16 protein-coding genes and 4 pseudogenes are annotated in these 15,118 nt (G+C 45.6%); 13 read left to right on the top strand and 7 right to left on the bottom strand.

Annotated elements, in window-relative coordinates; genetic code table 11:
- Positions 1 to 15: 15 nt before the first annotated feature.
- Positions 16 to 147, top strand: a pseudogene (locus SPM24T3_RS26110) (IS3 family transposase); the annotation flags it as partial.
- Between the two features lie 75 nt (positions 148 to 222).
- Positions 223 to 578: pseudogene (locus SPM24T3_RS26105) on the top strand (IS3 family transposase); the annotation flags it as partial.
- A gap of 140 nt (positions 579 to 718) precedes the next feature.
- On the opposite strand, the gene SPM24T3_RS04580 reads toward SPM24T3_RS26105, so the two are convergent.
- Entirely contained in the window at positions 719 to 1,231 is a 513-nt protein-coding gene (locus tag SPM24T3_RS04580) for a GNAT family N-acetyltransferase (RefSeq protein ID WP_009635537.1), read from the bottom strand.
- A 249-nt stretch (positions 1,232 to 1,480) separates the two neighbouring features.
- Between SPM24T3_RS04580 and SPM24T3_RS04575 the strand changes: the two are divergent.
- Together SPM24T3_RS04575 and SPM24T3_RS04570 are read left to right on the top strand one after the other, a co-directional pair.
- A pseudogene (locus SPM24T3_RS04575) lies at positions 1,481 to 1,986 on the top strand (aldo/keto reductase).
- Between the two features lie 26 nt (positions 1,987 to 2,012).
- A complete protein-coding gene (locus SPM24T3_RS04570; RefSeq protein ID WP_009635533.1) occupies positions 2,013 to 3,002 on the top strand; it encodes an aldo/keto reductase in 990 nt (329 codons plus the stop codon).
- A gap of 34 nt (positions 3,003 to 3,036) precedes the next feature.
- Here SPM24T3_RS04570 and SPM24T3_RS04565 read toward each other — a convergent pair whose 3' ends face one another.
- The gene (locus tag SPM24T3_RS04565; protein WP_009635532.1) at positions 3,037 to 3,930 is read right to left on the bottom strand and encodes a LysR family transcriptional regulator; all 894 of its coding nucleotides are present in this window, start codon (positions 3,928 to 3,930) and stop codon (positions 3,037 to 3,039) included.
- 355 nt (positions 3,931 to 4,285) lie between these two features.
- Positions 4,286 to 4,549 carry a DUF2798 domain-containing protein gene (locus SPM24T3_RS04560; RefSeq protein ID WP_009635530.1) on the bottom strand — a complete coding sequence of 88 codons (264 nt, stop codon included), beginning with the start codon at positions 4,547 to 4,549 and terminating at the stop codon, positions 4,286 to 4,288.
- A gap of 128 nt (positions 4,550 to 4,677) precedes the next feature.
- Here SPM24T3_RS04560 and SPM24T3_RS04555 point away from each other — a divergent pair, with 128 nt between their 5' ends.
- The 5 genes from SPM24T3_RS04555 (at position 4,678) to SPM24T3_RS04535 (ending at position 9,507) form a co-directional block, all read left to right on the top strand.
- Positions 4,678 to 5,580: a LysR family transcriptional regulator gene (locus SPM24T3_RS04555; RefSeq protein ID WP_009635529.1), complete on the top strand. Its 903-nt coding sequence runs from the start codon at positions 4,678 to 4,680 to the stop codon at positions 5,578 to 5,580.
- 400 nt (positions 5,581 to 5,980) lie between these two features.
- The gene (locus tag SPM24T3_RS04550) at positions 5,981 to 6,448 is read left to right on the top strand and encodes a MarR family winged helix-turn-helix transcriptional regulator (protein ID WP_009635528.1); all 468 of its coding nucleotides are present in this window, start codon (positions 5,981 to 5,983) and stop codon (positions 6,446 to 6,448) included.
- Positions 6,445 to 8,376 (top strand): FUSC family protein, encoded by a 1,932-nt coding sequence (locus SPM24T3_RS04545; protein ID WP_009635527.1) that lies wholly within the window; start codon positions 6,445 to 6,447, stop codon positions 8,374 to 8,376. Before SPM24T3_RS04550 ends, SPM24T3_RS04545 begins: the two co-directional genes overlap by 4 nt.
- Positions 8,373 to 8,585: a DUF1656 domain-containing protein gene (locus tag SPM24T3_RS04540; RefSeq protein ID WP_009635526.1), complete on the top strand. Its 213-nt coding sequence runs from the start codon at positions 8,373 to 8,375 to the stop codon at positions 8,583 to 8,585. The genes SPM24T3_RS04545 and SPM24T3_RS04540 overlap by 4 nt, the downstream gene beginning before the upstream one ends.
- Positions 8,586 to 8,592: 7 nt before the next feature.
- Positions 8,593 to 9,507, top strand: a complete 915-nt coding sequence (locus SPM24T3_RS04535) for an HlyD family secretion protein (RefSeq protein WP_009635525.1) — start codon at positions 8,593 to 8,595, stop codon at positions 9,505 to 9,507.
- An 86-nt stretch (positions 9,508 to 9,593) separates the two neighbouring features.
- Here the strand turns inward: SPM24T3_RS04535 and SPM24T3_RS04530 are convergent, their stop codons facing one another.
- Positions 9,594 to 10,040, bottom strand: coding sequence for a MarR family winged helix-turn-helix transcriptional regulator (locus tag SPM24T3_RS04530; RefSeq protein WP_009635524.1), 447 nt, complete (start codon positions 10,038 to 10,040; stop codon positions 9,594 to 9,596).
- A gap of 87 nt (positions 10,041 to 10,127) precedes the next feature.
- Between SPM24T3_RS04530 and SPM24T3_RS04525 the strand changes: the two genes are divergently transcribed.
- Entirely contained in the window at positions 10,128 to 10,889 is a 762-nt protein-coding gene (locus tag SPM24T3_RS04525; RefSeq protein WP_202799586.1) for an SDR family NAD(P)-dependent oxidoreductase, read from the top strand.
- 307 nt (positions 10,890 to 11,196) lie between these two features.
- On the opposite strand, the gene SPM24T3_RS04520 is transcribed toward SPM24T3_RS04525, so the two are convergent.
- Positions 11,197 to 11,592: a VOC family protein gene (locus tag SPM24T3_RS04520; RefSeq protein ID WP_009635522.1), complete on the bottom strand. Its 396-nt coding sequence runs from the start codon at positions 11,590 to 11,592 to the stop codon at positions 11,197 to 11,199.
- Positions 11,593 to 11,733: 141 nt separating this feature from the next.
- Between SPM24T3_RS04520 and SPM24T3_RS25825 the strand changes: the two are divergent.
- A pseudogene (locus SPM24T3_RS25825) lies at positions 11,734 to 11,901 on the top strand (LysR family transcriptional regulator); the annotation flags it as partial.
- A 111-nt stretch (positions 11,902 to 12,012) separates the two neighbouring features.
- Here SPM24T3_RS25825 and SPM24T3_RS25820 read toward each other — a convergent pair.
- Positions 12,013 to 12,168 (bottom strand): hypothetical protein, encoded by a 156-nt coding sequence (locus tag SPM24T3_RS25820; protein ID WP_009635520.1) that lies wholly within the window; start codon positions 12,166 to 12,168, stop codon positions 12,013 to 12,015.
- A gap of 179 nt (positions 12,169 to 12,347) precedes the next feature.
- Between SPM24T3_RS25820 and SPM24T3_RS24510 the strand changes: the two genes are divergently transcribed.
- Positions 12,348 to 12,998 (top strand): Ldh family oxidoreductase, encoded by a 651-nt coding sequence (locus tag SPM24T3_RS24510; RefSeq protein WP_071988403.1) that lies wholly within the window; start codon positions 12,348 to 12,350, stop codon positions 12,996 to 12,998.
- Between the two features lie 214 nt (positions 12,999 to 13,212).
- Here SPM24T3_RS24510 and SPM24T3_RS04500 read toward each other — a convergent pair whose 3' ends face one another.
- Positions 13,213 to 13,821, bottom strand: a complete 609-nt coding sequence (locus SPM24T3_RS04500) for a dTMP kinase (RefSeq protein ID WP_009635518.1) — start codon at positions 13,819 to 13,821, stop codon at positions 13,213 to 13,215.
- Positions 13,822 to 14,114: 293 nt separating this feature from the next.
- On the opposite strand from SPM24T3_RS04500, the gene SPM24T3_RS04495 reads away from it, so the two are divergent.
- A complete protein-coding gene (locus tag SPM24T3_RS04495) occupies positions 14,115 to 14,465 on the top strand; it encodes a DUF3147 family protein (RefSeq protein WP_009635517.1) in 351 nt (116 codons plus the stop codon).
- Positions 14,466 to 15,118 lie beyond the last annotated feature (653 nt).

Raw genomic sequence — 15,118 nt, 5'->3', positions numbered from 1 at the left:
AAAAAAGGTGACACAATGACCAGAAGTAACAGACGTTATATCAGCCCCGAGTTCCGCCTCGAAGCTGCCCAGTCAGTTATCGATCAGCACTACACCGTTGCCGCAGCGGCTACAGTAATGAACGTCGGTAAAGCCATAATGGATAAATAAGTTCATAAGCTTAAAGCAGAACGTGCAGGGAAATCTCCGCAACCCGATGCAAAACGCATCGTTATACTGAACCTCGTTCGTGAAGTTCATCATGCCAGCAATAGCTCTGCGGGAGCCCGAAACATTTCCGATATGGTCAGCGTAAAAGTAAAAGGTGTTCCTTTAAGCCGCAGGCGGCCAGTAATATAATAAAAGAGCTGAATATTGTTAGTTGCCAGCAGCCGGAGCTTGCTACAAAAAGGCCACAAAAGAGCATCTAGATGTCCCTAATCATCTGGATCGCCAGTTTGCAGTAACGGAGCCTAATAGGGCTGGTGCGGCGAAGTACTTACATCTGGACGGGCCAGCGCTGGGTTTATCTGGCGGTTATAATGGGTTTATTTTCCCGCAAGCCAATAAACTGGGCAATGTCATTTTCTCCGAGGTCCGCCTGGAAAACAAAAAATATCCTACATTAAGCCTGCTTTTAACCAGAGCTGACAGGCGGTTATGCGCGAACAGCAGACCTTTAAGTTATGACAGCTGAGGGTATTCCAAAACATTGAAGATAACGTCCCCGCGACGAAAGTCAGATAGACATTCCCATTACCTTCAGCGTGCTCTGTTGTGAAGCTGTTCTGAAGACTGAGTCTTTGATATGCAGCATCCCCTGTTTTTCATAGAATCGGTAAGCCCGCTCGTTCTGCTCAAGCACTTCTAACCACAGATACTTTTTCCCGCGACTTTGCGCAAGCACTATGAATTTTTCAAACATTATCTTTCCGTAGTTTTTACCCGTCTCAGTGGGGTTTAGATACAGCTTGTTAAGCAAGACACCAGAAATAGAGGTCTCTGGGATTTGGCTTTCCCATGTAACTTTTGCAAAGCCTATAGGGTAGTGTGCTTCTGCCAGATACCAGGATGTACTGGGATCTTGCAGACTATTTTCAAGCGTAGAATATGAGTACTCAGCATCCAAAAATACGTTCATTTCGGATTCTGAAATCCACATGTGGCTGAAATGAGAGCGATAGATGTTGTAACCGAGTTCATTCAATAGTACTAAATCCGCAAGAGCAGCTTCCCGTATGCTTAATGTCATGAGTTAAAAACCTTATTCAATGTCTGATTTCAAAATACCTAAACTCCGGTAGCATTTCCCGAATGTGTGGGACCTGTATGTTTTATTTTACATAAAAGTGAATGTGTTACTTCCGCTCCTGGCACAATGCCGACCAACAACTTTTTCTAATTAATGAATACATCTAATAAACCCTAGCTAATTACCCCATCTAATCGAATAAATTACTCTGCGTTATGCTTTCCTACACAACAGCTGAAGGATAACGTCATGCAAACTGTAAAATTGAATAACGGTATTGAAATGCCCCTGCTGGGCTTTGGTGTGTTTCAGATGACGGATGCCGCAGAATGCGAGCGTGCCGTTATTAATGCCATCGATACGGGGTAAACCAGATTGAAGTTAACCCCTTCAACCAGCAACTGCATGCGGTTCCATGGAATCAAAGCCGTGGCATTCAGCCGGAAGCCTGGGCACCGTTTGCCGAGGGTAGAAATGGTCTGTTCCAGCATTACCTATTAACCGCGATTGGTCAGAAATACGGCAAAAGCGTGAGCCAGATTGTGCTGCGTTGGATCTTCCAACGAGGCATCGTTTCGCTGGCTAAATCGGTGCGGAAAGAGCGCATGGAAGAGAATATCAACATTCTCGATTTTGAACTCAGTTCTGAAGATATGTTGCAGATTGCTGCACTCGACACCGCAACCAGCGCCTTCTTCTCTCATCGCGACCCGGCGATGGTGGAATGGCTGACTGGCCGCAAACTTGATGTTTAAGTCACGATAAAAGAGGTATTCATTCAATGCAAAAACGTTATCTGGGCCAATCCCGGCTCGAAGTTTCCGCGCTTGGGCTCGGTTGCATGGGCTTAAGCCACGGCTACGGCCCGGCGACAGATACCCGTCAGGCTATCGAGCTCATTCGCGCCGCCGTTGAACGCGGCGTCACCTTCTTCGATACCGCCGAAGTATATGGCCCCTTACTTAATGAAGAGGTTGTCGGTGAAGCCTTAAAACCGTTTCGTGACCGTGTGGTCATTGCCACCAAGTTCGGTTTTACCTTCGGTACGGACAACAAGCAGCAGATTTTAAACAGCCGTCCTGAGCATATCCGTGAAGCCGTTGAAGGGTCTTTACGCCGCCTTAAGACTGATGTCATTGATCTGCTGTATCAACATCGTGTCGACCCGGATGTCCCGATTGAAGATGTTGCGGGTACAGTGAAAGACCTGATCGCGGAAGGCAAAGTCAAACATTTTGGTCTGTCCGAAGCGGGTGCGCAAACCATTCGTCGGGCTCATGCGGTACAACCCGTCACTGCGCTGCAAAGCGAATACTCCATGTGGTGGCGCGAACCTGAACAGGAGATCCTGCCGCTACTGGAGGAGCTGGGCATTGGTTTCGTTCCCTTCAGCCCATTAGGCAAAGGCTTCCTGACCGGTTCGATTAAGCCAGGAACAACGTTTGGCAAGGATGATTACCGAAGCCAGGTGCCGCGCTTCGCCGAACAGGCGATTGAAGCGAATGAAAAACTGGTCTCGTTATTGGGTGAACTGGCAGCCGAGAAAGGTGTGACGTCTGCGCAAATCGCGCTGGCATGGCTACTGGCACATAAGCCGTGGATTGTTCCGATCCCCGGTACCACCAAACTACACCGGCTTGAGGAAAACTTGGCCGCTGTCGAAATTATTCTTTCACAGGATGATTCACGGCAGATAACCCAGGCGCTTGAAACGATTAAAATTGTCGGCGAACGTTACTCTCCTGAGCACCAGGCTCGCGTAGGCCGTTAATACCCGGACGGGTCCGAAGCAAATGGCGGACCCGTTATTCCTGGTAGCGAAGTGCATCGATCATCAGCGCAAAAGCGGGCGGATGCTGCTTACGGCTCGGGTAGTAAAGATAATATCCGGGGAAAGATGGGCACCAGTCCTGCAGAACCTGAATAAGCTCTCCTGACTTTATATAATCTTGAACCCTATCCTCAGGTATACAGGCAATGCCAAAACCGGATAAAGCAGCATCAATCCTTTCCGTCTGCAGATTAAACGTTACCTGCCCTTCTACTCTTACCCGTAACGGTTTCCCTTCTTTTTCAAACTCCCAATGATAAAGTCCACCGGCAGTCGGCAGGCGCATATTAATGCACCGATGATTTTGTAGCTCGTGCGGCGTTTCGGGCGCGGGGTTGGCGGCGAAATAGGACGGTGCACCCACCACAGCCATGCGCATTTCCGGTCCAATTCTTACCGCAATCATATCCTTATCTACGCTTTCGCCCAGTCGGATCCCGGCATCAAAACGCCCTTCAACAATATCGACAAAGCCGTTATCAACCACCAGTTCGAGATTAATTTCCGGATATTCCCTGAGGAAGGGTTTTAACTTCGGCCAAACCACACTTCGCGCGGCATGCTCCCCGGCAGATAAACGGATATTGCCGGAGGCTGTACCATTCAGTTGAATAAGCGATTCCAGCTCCTGTTCAAGATCGGCAATACGGGGTTCAAGGCAGGCAATAATTTTCTCACCGGCTTCTGTAGGGGCAACGCTTCGGGTAGTGCGGGTGAGAAGGCGGATATTCAGCCCTTCCTCCAGTGATTTTATCGCATGGCTGAGTGCAGACTGAGAAACACCCAGTTTGCCCGCTGCTTTGGTAAAACTTCGCTCCCTTGCCACCACAAGAAAAATTTGCAGTTCATTGAAGTTTTCTTTGAGCATTGGCGATTTCCTTACCTTATACATCTGGCGAGAGGCATCCGGAATGAATGGACAGCATAATGATACCGCGAGGTAACCACGATAAATCAACAAGTCAAAAGCTCGATTTCGAAATTATCAAGCGCAAGTATACCAATATGATGGATATCATTACCTACAATGACTTCTTAAGAAGGCTTAATCGTACAATTTCCGCACTTAAGAAATAAGGAGCTTTTTGAAATAAATGGCCTAGTTCCAATACGTTAACATAATTTTAGCAACGTCCGCCTGTTGACACTTATTTGCCAGTATCAGAACCGGGGGCAGCTTTTAGCGAGATGCGATGGGCGCCAATAATGGGCATGCTGATATCTCAATGACCGTGAACGGTCAATCCTACGAGCCGGATAACCACAGGACGGACAATCAGTATGCAAAAGAAAGCCGCTGGCATGGCGACTTGGTAAGCATTCATCACATTTGTCATGTAATGAGCGCCCATTCCAAATTCGGCTAAAGTGATGACCAGGCTCATCAGGAACGCCATGATGATCGCCATATAAAGAGCAAATATGTAGGGTGCCGTGCGTGTTGGAAGGCGGGTTTTTAGGGTATTTTTTGTGGTAGCATCAGTCATTGGAATATCCTGTTTAACAAAGGTAAACGAAACTGCGGCTAACTTAACAAGCTTATAAGAATGGTTGTAGAGCGGTTATGCTTTAATCATTATTAAGTAAAAGTGACGAATTCTGTATTGAGGATAATATGGACGTTTTAGGGCTGATTAGCACATTTATCCGCGTGGTGGAAAACGGCAGTATTGCAGCGGCGGCACGTGCCAAAGGGATGAGTCCGGCAGCAGTAAGCCAGAGTCTTTCCCGTCTTGAAGCGCATTTGGGCGTGCGACTGCTCTCACGTACCACCCGCAGCATGACCTTAACTGAAAATGGTAAACGGTATTTCGAGAAAGTCCGTCACATTCCAAATGATATCGACCTTGCCTCGCAGGCTGCAGCAAATGAAACCAAACCGCAGGGACCTCTTTGTATCGCTACCACAGCCGCGTTTGGTCGGTACGTTCTGGCTCCACTGATGCCAGCTTTCAAAGCGTCTTTCCCCGAGTTAGATATTGAACTGATCAGTACCGATCGCGACGTCGATCATCGCCTGGAAGGCGTCGATGTCAGTATCCGCATCGAGGCACAACTGAATGATCAACTAATCGCCAAAAAAATCGCTTCGTTACCCTTTATATTCTGCGCGGCTCCCGCTTACCTTGACCGTGCTGGCACGCCTCAGACACCAGAAGAACTTAGCCAGCATGCCTGCCTGGTTTTCCGCTATCCAACAGACAGACGATTTCTACCATGGGCTTTTAGGATCAACGGACGACCAGTCAATGCGAAACTCAACCCTGGATTTATCAGTGATGATATTGATATTATTGCAAAAATAGCCGTAAACGGGGGAGGCATTGCCCGTCTGGCAAGCTTTGTTGCTCAGCCGTTGATAGACAGTGGTCTGCTAAGACCTTTGTGCTGGTCAGGTCACAGTGATGAGAGCAGCATTGAGTCCCTGCCGATGAATATTTATGCCTGTGTCACAGAACGTTCGGCACTTAATTCAAAGGTCCGAAGATTTATTGAATTTTTAGAAAATGCGATTTAAGGCAAGACCGCTTTGAGGGACCAAAACTGCACTATTGCCTGAGTAAATCGGCCAACGCCTCGATAGTCTCGGGAAAGTCCCGTCACTCATCTCCTGTAAATGAATGTCGCCATTGTCGAACTTAAATAGGAAATTATCATTCCCTATTTTGAGATTTTCGACCTATCCGAGTTTACTTGGAAAACAGACCTAAATTGCATTTTCTTGAGCAACGTGAGCAGGCCATAGGCACCCAAAAGTCTCGGGGCATTACCTCATTCAACGCATTCATTTACTATATTAATAAATAAAATCAATTACTTGTGTTATATACATAACAACGATTAATACAACCTTCAAATAATAGTTGCTAAAGCAAACATTGCTATTTAAACTTATTTCACTCAATGAGGATCATAAAATGTCTGATAAGTCTGCTGCACTCTTCGCATTAACCAATTCTTTACAGCCTGTGAAAAGAGTTTGGAGACAAGCAGCAACGCAAATCTTTGCCAATAGCGGTATCTCCATGTCTTTAGCCAATCTCGTTGTGATCGTGAATCGGAATGCTCAGGGTATTAATCAGCGGGATCTGGCGGAAGAGATAGGGATGAATCCTGGCGCTATGGTGCGCATTCTGGACCAGGGAACGGAGGCTGAGTACCTCGAGCGCCGTGAGCTTTCCAAGGACAGAAGATTCAAAACAATCTGTATCTTGCCTGCGGGTAAAAAACTGGCCGATGAAATCGAATCTTCAGCCAATAAGCTGCGCGTCCAACTGATGGAAGATGTCTCGGTTGAAGATATTGAAAATGCAACCAGGGTATTGCGCCTGTTAGAAGCGCGCGCGTCGAATTTCCTGCAAGAACACATTCATGAAAAAAAATGATCACCACCCGTAAAACACTTTTTGCCTTAAAAATGTTTATATCAGCAATGATTGCCTATGCGCTCGCGGTCAAAATGGGGTTAGAAAATCCCTATTGGGCAATGGTGAGTTGCTGTGTTGTGAGCAACCCGATTAGCGGCGCCGTGAGGGCCAGAGCCCTGTACCGATTTGGCGGGACCTTTACGGCAGGCATGGTGACATTGATCGTGAGTGGGCTCTTCATTAATAGCCCTATTATTTTAGTCGTTGTCATCGGCCTGATTTCTTCGATTATGCTCGGCATGTCTTTTCTTGATCGCACACAACGGGCATATTTCTTCCAATTAGGCGCATTGACGATGATGTTGATCACCACAGCGACGATTGCTCAACCGGATAATACCTTCAGCATCGTTGTTGCCCGTGTCAGTGAAATATGTTTGGGCGTTTTATCTGTCACGTTAATCGACAGTATGATATTTCCTTCTTCTCAGGAAAAAACGCTTCATACACGTTTAAAAAGCTGGATCCGTCACTTGGAAAAATGGCAGGAGGCTAGTCTGACAGGGAAAGATAATCCGGAGATGAGGCATGAGCATCTCCGGATTTTAAATGACCTGGCATCATTCAATCAAATGATGAGAACGCTGGGTTATGACTATTCAGTGAATAAGAAAATGCGCCAGGCAGCTATAGCAATTCAGCATCGCATCTTGCAAATTATTCCTCTTGTGTCTTCAGCCAAAAGTTCCATTGACACGATGCCTAACGCCTTAGGTGAGCGAATCTCAGAGTATGTCAATGCAGCAGTGCAGCAGATCAAATCGACAGATTATAACCGTGACCTGAATGAGAAATTAGCGGCTTCAGCTGAAAATATGTCTCAATTCGAGCGCATTCATCTTGCTGAATTTATTGATGTAATCACACAGTGGCAATCCTTGTGGCAAGAAGTTGGACAGCTAGCAGATTTTGTTGAAAATCAGGTCAGCCTCCCGGAACCACTGGATAGGCAGATGATGCAAATCAAAGTGTTCACGCCAGCGGCGGATTTTCAAAAAGCATTAAAGATGTTTGGCGGAATTATCTGCACCTACGCGTCGCTGATCGGTTTCTGGTATGCGACGGGATGGCAGCAGGGACCAAGCATGGTTTTGCTCGGTGTGGTGGCGATTGCAATGTTTGGCGGCACGGATAACCCGTCGTTTACTATCGGACTTTTTGGCCGTTTTGTGATTATTTCAATGGTGTTGGGTGCGCTGTTAAGTTACGTACTTCAGCCTCTTGCCAATGACTATATTAGTTTTTTAATTATAATGGCCATCTTTATTATTCCATTAGCCATGTGGGCATATACGAATCCAATGGCAACGCTAGCGATGGCGTTGTCTTTGAGTAATGTTAATTTTCAGGCTCAATACCATCCTTATGATATGGGTTATTACCTGGAGACCACGGCAGGAACCCTTTTGGGTGTCTATGTTGCCCTACTCTCATCGGCAGTTTTTCAAAATTTTGTTAGACAACGTTCACTTAGTAGGACGATGGAACATGATATCAAGAAAGTCATGCAGCCTGATTTGAAGATTAAGGTAAATGACGTTGCTAATTTTTATGAAAATGCAATGTCAAAAGCGACTGCAACTCCTGCATTTTTAAATGAAACAGTAAATAACGAAAGAATTATGAAGTTAGTTAATTTAGGTGTGACTTTTTTAAAATTAAAAAAAGAAGCGGCTAAAATTAAAAACTCGCCTGATTACGATATCCTGATTAAGGAACTCTTGGTATTTGACCTGTCGAGAGAATTAACCAAGCCTTTAAAAACATCCTTTGAGCATGCTATAGACGAAGCCCGACTGCATAAAGAGTTTTCCTTGATCATGCTTTTGATACGAGCCAGGACGCTCCTATTTTCATATTCACAGTCTGGAGGGAATGAAAAATGATTGGGGAAATAAATATCGACGGAATTTTCATCTCCCCGTTACTTTTATGTCTAATCAGTGCGTTCATCATAAGGATTTTAATTTCTAAGCTTTTTGATATTACAGGGTTCTATTCATTAATCGCCCAGCGACCACTATTTGACTCTTGCTTTTTTTTAGTTATCGCCGGATTGTTATTCGTACTGTTAAATTACATAACCACACCCTGAGGATATAATGTTTCAGCAGCGTTTGAAAAAAGTCTTGCGCATATTCATAACTACACTTGTTGCTATAGTTGCAGCTATTTTTATGCTAAATTTTTATAATTATTATACTTATTATCCTCAAACACGTGATGGGAAAATTCGTGCAGATGTGGTTCCGTTGGCAACCGATGTTGCTGGCATAATTGATAAAGTTTATGTCAAAGATAACCAGCAGGTAAAGGCAGGCCAGCTTTTACTAAGCCTCGATAAATCGCGCTTTGAAAACGCTGTCGACCAGGCAAATGCGGCCGTTGAAAAGGCGCGAGTTCAACTCGTTTCTGCAAATCGAGAAAATCAACGTTATCAGGCTATCAGAAATGCAGTCTCCGCTCAGGATCGAGATAATCGAAGCGATGCATTCGCCTCTGCAAAAGCTAACTTTGATCAGGCTCTTGCTGACCAAAAACTAGCATTAATTAACCTTCATCACGCAGATTTATATGCTCCGGTAAGCGGGATAATCACTAACTTTTCCGTTAGACCGGGTTATTATGCCAATGACGGACAGGGGATCCTGGCTCTGGTTGATAGTAGTAGTTTCTATGTGTCAGGCTATTTCGAAGAAACCAAATTACAGCATGTAAAGGACGGGGATAAAGTCATTATCCGTGTCATGGGGGAGAGCAGCATTTTGACAGGGCATGTTGAAGGGCTTTCTGCCGGAGTCGTCGACAGTGATAGATCGGCAGAAGGTACGGATATGCTGGCAAACGTTAACCCAACATTTAGTTGGATTCGTCTTGCTCAACGAATACCGGTGCGGATCGCTATTGATACGGTCCCAAAAGGATTTGCCCTCATTGCGGGCAGAACAGTTTCCGTATCGATGAAAGAAACTTCCTCTCCAGGTATGCATAACATATTTAATTTTTTCAGTTTTTAAATCACTACGTTTAATTAAATCTTTAAGCTATGCCCGTGTGACTAAGCCGTCTTAAGCCGACGGCCTTAATTTACCCGATGATAACATTACGCTTTTCTTGAAGCCGACTCCAAATGAGAAAGAACACGGACAGCCGTTTTCCCGTCCTGATCGCTGATACCTGCCAGAATTTTTTTCCGCACTGACTCCAGCGTTTTTTCGAGCGTTGATGCTACAGCCTGCCCTTCTTGAGTAAGATGTAGCGTTTTTGCCCGCGCATCGGTTGAATCGGCTTTACGCAATAACAGGCCCTGATTTTCCAGCTGGATTACCGATCTTGCTATCGCAGCAGGATCAATTGCAGCCTCCTCAGCAACATCTTTCTGTCTGATACCATTCCCCAGCCTTGCAATGATGAGAAGTGCTGCCGAGGCGGAAAGTGGCAACCCCGATTGCTCAAGTGCCTCGCCAGCAGTGCGTTGCCATGCCCTGCCGGCAGGCAACACCATCCAGATTAAGGCAGTCTGCCAGTCATCGGTCATTTTATGCGACATAATTTAGTTGACTCGTCATCTAATTTTAAGGAATAGTTAAGTGGTTTTAACCACTGCGATACATCATAACTCCTACAAGCATGACATATGAAAGAGGACAAAACGATGGGAAGACTAAATGGACAGGTTGCGATTATTACCGGCGCTGCACAGGGTATGGGAGAATCGCATGCCCGCCGCTTTATTGATGAAGGGGCTAAAGTTGTGCTCACTGACCTTAACAGCAAAGGTTCGGGACTGGCCGACGAACTTGGTCGCAATGCTTTATTTATACAACATGACGTCACCAATTCAGACGAGTGGGAGGCAGTGGTAAAACAGACTGAAGCCACATTCGGGAATATCACTATTCTGGTCAATAATGCGGGCATATTGGGTCCAATTGCAAAAACGGCTGAAATTGATGAGAAAGCCTTCAAGAAAGTGTGTGACATTAACCAGACCGCAGTTTATCTGGGCATGAAGGCCGTTATTCCGTCTATGCAGAAAGCGGGACATGGCTCAATTGTTAATATCTCATCCATTGCCGGGATTGCCGCCAACTACGGATTTCCAAGCCTGGCCTATGTCGGGAGTAAGTTCGCAGTGCGTGGTATGAGTAAAGCCACAGCTATTGAATACGGCCCTGAAAACATTCGCGTTAATTCTGTACACCCAGGCTTCATCAAGACGCCTATGATGGTGGAAGGTACTAATGAAACCGGCGGTGACGCACTTGCTCTCATCCCTTTAGGTCGTCTTGCCGAAGCAAGTGAAGTAACGAATCTCGTATTATTTTTAGCCTCAACTGAGTCATCTTATATTACCGGTGCTGAGCACCTGGTTGATGCAGGCATGTTAGCTCAGTAACAGACGAAGGCATTAACGGCGCAGAAAACCCCATCAGGGACCTTCTGCGCCCGCTAAAAGGGCGGGTATACGGTTTTATTGAATAAATCTGATTTAGAGAAAAAGTCTTCCTATCAGTCACTACCTCAGGCAATTCATACGCTTTCTGGCACACCTGCCGACGCTATTTTGTTCAACACATGGTCATCGCCCTAGCTTCACAGACCTGTGCGTCGCAGCCGCGCAGCAAAAGTATCGAGTATTAATAATGGCGAGCAGGTAACTCACTTTGGGAAAAATTAAAAATAACCCCGACCACAAAGTGAACTCAGAGCTTGCCCCAATGCATGTTCTGAATAACAACCCTATACCTATCCAGATCCTGGAAGGTCACACCCTTTCTGTCCCAGTAGGGATTAAATGATTTAACTCTGGCGAAGCCAGCATCATCCATATTTGCGCAGGTAGTTAGCCAACTGTCTTTCTCAGGAATATATAGAACCAAGAGATCTTCATTAGAAGGCGAAGGTAACACTGGATGAGCATGACACTGAGTGAATTCAAGGTGCCAAGGTAAATCTTCCAGCCCTAACATGTATCCGCTGAATCCATCGTGATCTGTAAACGCACCGATTTTTTCCAATCCCAGCCCACTACAGTACATTTCACAGCTTTTGCTAAGTGCGCTGACCGGTCTGGCTATCCTCATATGCTGCAATGCCATAAGTACCTCCTTTTTATTTGTACTTACCATAACATCTCTCAAAGACATCGCCTGATAGCCTCTCTACACAATTTTGATACGCTGAACCTTAGCTACTTCGCTTTTGGCACGAAGCTGCCAGTATCTGAGCCGGAGCCAGTCCGTGCTGGCACTCCTCATACACCAGAAGAACTTAGCCAGCATGCCTGCCTGGTTTTCCGCTATCCAACAGACAGACGATTTCTGCCATGGGCTTTTAGGGTCAACGGACAACCTGTCAATGCGAAACTCAACCCCAAAACAATTATTTATAACATTGATATTATTGCATAAATAGCCGAAATCGGGGGGCAGCCTTGCCCGTCTGGCAAGCTTTGGGCAGATAATGTGCTTCATGCGTGTATTGCCAATGTAAGGTGTATCCATCCCCTCACCTTAAAACTACTCATAAAATGCTGGAGAAAGGCGTAAAGAAGCCCACTGTTCTGTGTCGTGCCCGTAAACCACGAACGCCACATTTTCGCCTTTGGCCAGGTCTGCAATTTTTTGCGTACTTCGCCTAACGCCTGACTCATCATCCATATCAGTGATAAACATCTGGCGTGTAGCTTTATTAAGAAACTGACTTGGGATATTGGAACCATTTTAATTTTGTTTTACAGTGCCAGAAACGGCTTATTTATAGCCAATCATCTCAACACTGGAGAAAATTTATTTTGGGAAATGACATTCAATCAAGCCTGAGTCAGGCGAAAAACTTCGCTATTTGAGTCCTAATGTCCACAGGGTTTAGTCAGGAAGTGGCTCAATCAGTAGCAGAAGCCGTTGTTGCAGGCGAGCGTGACGGCTGTAAATCACATGGCCTGTATCGATTGCTGGTATGCGCTCACACCATAAAGTCAGGGAAAGTGAATTCACACGCCATCCCCAAAATAAGCCAATCTTCGCCTAGTATCCTAAGAATAGATGCCGATCGGGGATATTCATTGTTAGCCTTTGAAAAACTTCTGCAACCCGGCTGGGGCATTGATGAAGCAGGCAACCCTAGTATGGATCCGGAAGAAGTGCTAAAAGGTGCAATGATGACTTTTGGCGGGCACAAAGGCTCAGCTTTATCAACCATGGTTGAGCTGTTGGCGGGCGCTTTAATCAATGATTTTACCAGTCAGGAATCAATGGATTTCGATGATAAAACCGGTTCCTCACCTATGGGTGGAGAGCTGATTATTGCGTTTGATCCTGCAAAATTTATGGGTGGAGATCTTGAAAGTGATCGCGATAAAGCAGAACGATTATTCAGGGCAATAACTTATCAGGGTGCAAGATTGCCCTCGATGCGTAGATTTACCAACAGAAAACTCGCTATAACTCACGGTATAACCATCAGCAAACAGCTTTACGACGACATATTGGCTTTAGAGGTTTGATTTATGCAACTGGTTGGTGAGTTATGTAGGTTAACCATTAATTTGTTATGACATTTCAGTTCTAAAAACCAAGATAATGGCAGTTTTTTCGAGGCGCTCATCTGCACTGCCGAATGAGTTGCCTCTCACCAATTAACGCTGCGGAAGGGTAAGCTTGTCGTAATTAACACTGCCAAGGGTCATAATCTTTGCCGCAAAGCCGATGCCCAAGGTATCAAAGCAATCTGTAGATCTCAGAAATCACCTGCATCGTCGCGTCTTCAATCATTCCTTCATTACGGCATAAAACCCAGCCATTATTTACAATTTCTTGCTCGAACGCCTTGGTACAAGCGACCTGTTCTTCAAGCTTGTGAATCACTGTACTGCTTAACCCGCGCGGTCGGGCTGCGGCCCTCGCCCATGAAATATCAGGCGCAGTAACGACCCCGACATGTAGGTCTGGCGTTCGCACGTTTCGTTCAATGTTAAGCTGTAAAATCTCTGCAAATGGCACCATCCGGCGAAACGCGGCATCCGACGGGTACCAGCGATCCATCAAGATAATGCTGTCCGGTGGCTGTTTAGTCAGCACGTTCAGGGAGATCCAGGCACGGCTGTCAGCAAAGCGTTCACAAACCTGCCATTCCAAATCCAGACAGGGATTTCTGGCGAGCCGGTTAACAAGAGCCATTGTTTCCCCCCTAAAGGGGTCGCTTTTTTTCTCGCAAAGCCGGATCACTTTCTTGTTGTCAGCCCTTAGTACTTTCGTTATGGCCTCCAACAGTGTGGTTTTGCCAGCGCCCTTGGGCCCATCAAGAGAAACAAACAGCGGGCGGCTCATTCTTCAAATGACGATTGATATACGGTTTTTTTAAATCTCAACTCTGGCAAAAGCATCTTACTTCCTTCGTATGAACCACTCCCCCCTCTTCGTTCGATGGAGCCGCTTGGCGCATCAGCGCGAATCGAAGGGGTACTTTTATGAATAGATTATGATGAACATTCTAGCAATATTTCTAACTCTCGGGTCTAAAAACCTATGGTACGAGGCACCGCATAGCAAGCCTAAGCGGCGTTGGCGTTACACACCATGGATGTTAAATTACCTGCCAGTATCAGGATAAGAGGAATGAAATGATCTGGTTGATTGTGAAATACGCGGTGACTGCCGGGATGGTCGTGCTTATCTCCGAGGTGGCAAAACGAAGTGACCGAATCGGTGGCCTGTTGGCTGCGTTACCGTTGGTGACTATTTTGGTACTGATATGGATGAAACTCGAGGGACAGACGCAAGAGAAGATAGCGAGTCATGCATGGTACACGTTTTGGTACGTGATCCCGACACTTCCCATGTTTCTCTGCTTTCCTGTCATTTTTCAGCGGTGGGGATTCTGGATTGCGCTGCTCGCCTCCTGCCTTATGACGGTGGTGATTTTCTGGGGTTATGCTCTCGTGCTTCGCCGCTTTGGTCTTAACCTCATGTGATACCTGTTGAGTTAAGAACTATTTTTCTGCCTTTATTCGGAAATTATCAGCTTTCTAGTGATTAAAAAGTTGTGATTCGAACAGCGTCCTATGCTGGCACAAATCTGCAAAAAATCTGCCTGGTACATCTTCGAGCCATAAGCAGATCTTATAAATGCAGATTCATATTGTTGATTTGGTGACGATAGTTAGCCTGCAGGTTCAGGCAAAATATTCAACAAAGCAGGTTCAAAATTATAATCTAAATTTGGGGAAATGCTTTTCCTGTTTCGGCAGCTCCCATTATAGCAATAATAACGTGATAACCGCTTCATTCAGGTAATGGCACTTCATGATTGATGTCCGATATCTTCATAGCTAAGAAGTACTTACAGTATGGTACTTGAACGTTATCGACATGAAAAAATAGCTTATTTTCAAACTGCATTCTGGATAGTGGCTCAAACTGCTTCCAATTATTTTTTTGTGATGAATAGCTAAAGCAGCGGGTAAAATGATTACCTCCCAATAACTATTTAATATTTAACACCCCGTAAATTTTTTTATCACTTGCTTTGCCCAGTTATTGCGGGGATCATCTAATAAACTCATGCCAAGTTGATTGCAACTGGCGATTTTTCGGTCATGAGGCATGGGTATTATTTGGTTGGTCT

Origin of the sequence: Serratia sp. M24T3 (genome assembly GCF_000257645.1) — a bacterium.
In the GTDB taxonomy this organism is placed as follows: Bacteria; Pseudomonadota; Gammaproteobacteria; order Enterobacterales; family Enterobacteriaceae; genus Rouxiella.
Note: the sequence above shows the minus strand (reverse complement) of the source record. Positions and strands in the feature narration are given on the sequence as shown.

What these genes read in the sequence shown, in the direction of transcription:
- SPM24T3_RS04500 (WP_009635518.1), bottom strand. Translation starts at nt 13,821, where the DNA reads ATGAGCCGCCCGCTGTTTGTTTCTCTTGATGGGCCCAAGGGCGCTGGC.
- SPM24T3_RS04525 (WP_202799586.1), top strand. Translation starts at nt 10,128, where the DNA reads ATGAAAGAGGACAAAACGATGGGAAGACTAAATGGACAGGTTGCGATT.
- SPM24T3_RS04555 (WP_009635529.1), top strand. Translation starts at nt 4,678, where the DNA reads ATGGACGTTTTAGGGCTGATTAGCACATTTATCCGCGTGGTGGAAAAC.
- SPM24T3_RS04540 (WP_009635526.1), top strand. Translation starts at nt 8,373, where the DNA reads ATGATTGGGGAAATAAATATCGACGGAATTTTCATCTCCCCGTTACTT.
- SPM24T3_RS04580 (WP_009635537.1), bottom strand. Translation starts at nt 1,231, where the DNA reads ATGACATTAAGCATACGGGAAGCTGCTCTTGCGGATTTAGTACTATTG.
- SPM24T3_RS04560 (WP_009635530.1), bottom strand. Translation starts at nt 4,549, where the DNA reads ATGACTGATGCTACCACAAAAAATACCCTAAAAACCCGCCTTCCAACA.
- SPM24T3_RS04520 (WP_009635522.1), bottom strand. Translation starts at nt 11,592, where the DNA reads ATGGCATTGCAGCATATGAGGATAGCCAGACCGGTCAGCGCACTTAGC.
- SPM24T3_RS24510 (WP_071988403.1), top strand. Translation starts at nt 12,348, where the DNA reads ATGTCCACAGGGTTTAGTCAGGAAGTGGCTCAATCAGTAGCAGAAGCC.
- SPM24T3_RS04530 (WP_009635524.1), bottom strand. Translation starts at nt 10,040, where the DNA reads ATGTCGCATAAAATGACCGATGACTGGCAGACTGCCTTAATCTGGATG.
- SPM24T3_RS04550 (WP_009635528.1), top strand. Translation starts at nt 5,981, where the DNA reads ATGTCTGATAAGTCTGCTGCACTCTTCGCATTAACCAATTCTTTACAG.
- SPM24T3_RS25820 (WP_009635520.1), bottom strand. Translation starts at nt 12,168, where the DNA reads ATGTTTATCACTGATATGGATGATGAGTCAGGCGTTAGGCGAAGTACG.
- SPM24T3_RS04495 (WP_009635517.1), top strand. Translation starts at nt 14,115, where the DNA reads ATGATCTGGTTGATTGTGAAATACGCGGTGACTGCCGGGATGGTCGTG.
- SPM24T3_RS04570 (WP_009635533.1), top strand. Translation starts at nt 2,013, where the DNA reads ATGCAAAAACGTTATCTGGGCCAATCCCGGCTCGAAGTTTCCGCGCTT.
- SPM24T3_RS04535 (WP_009635525.1), top strand. Translation starts at nt 8,593, where the DNA reads ATGTTTCAGCAGCGTTTGAAAAAAGTCTTGCGCATATTCATAACTACA.
- SPM24T3_RS04545 (WP_009635527.1), top strand. Translation starts at nt 6,445, where the DNA reads ATGATCACCACCCGTAAAACACTTTTTGCCTTAAAAATGTTTATATCA.
- SPM24T3_RS04565 (WP_009635532.1), bottom strand. Translation starts at nt 3,930, where the DNA reads ATGCTCAAAGAAAACTTCAATGAACTGCAAATTTTTCTTGTGGTGGCA.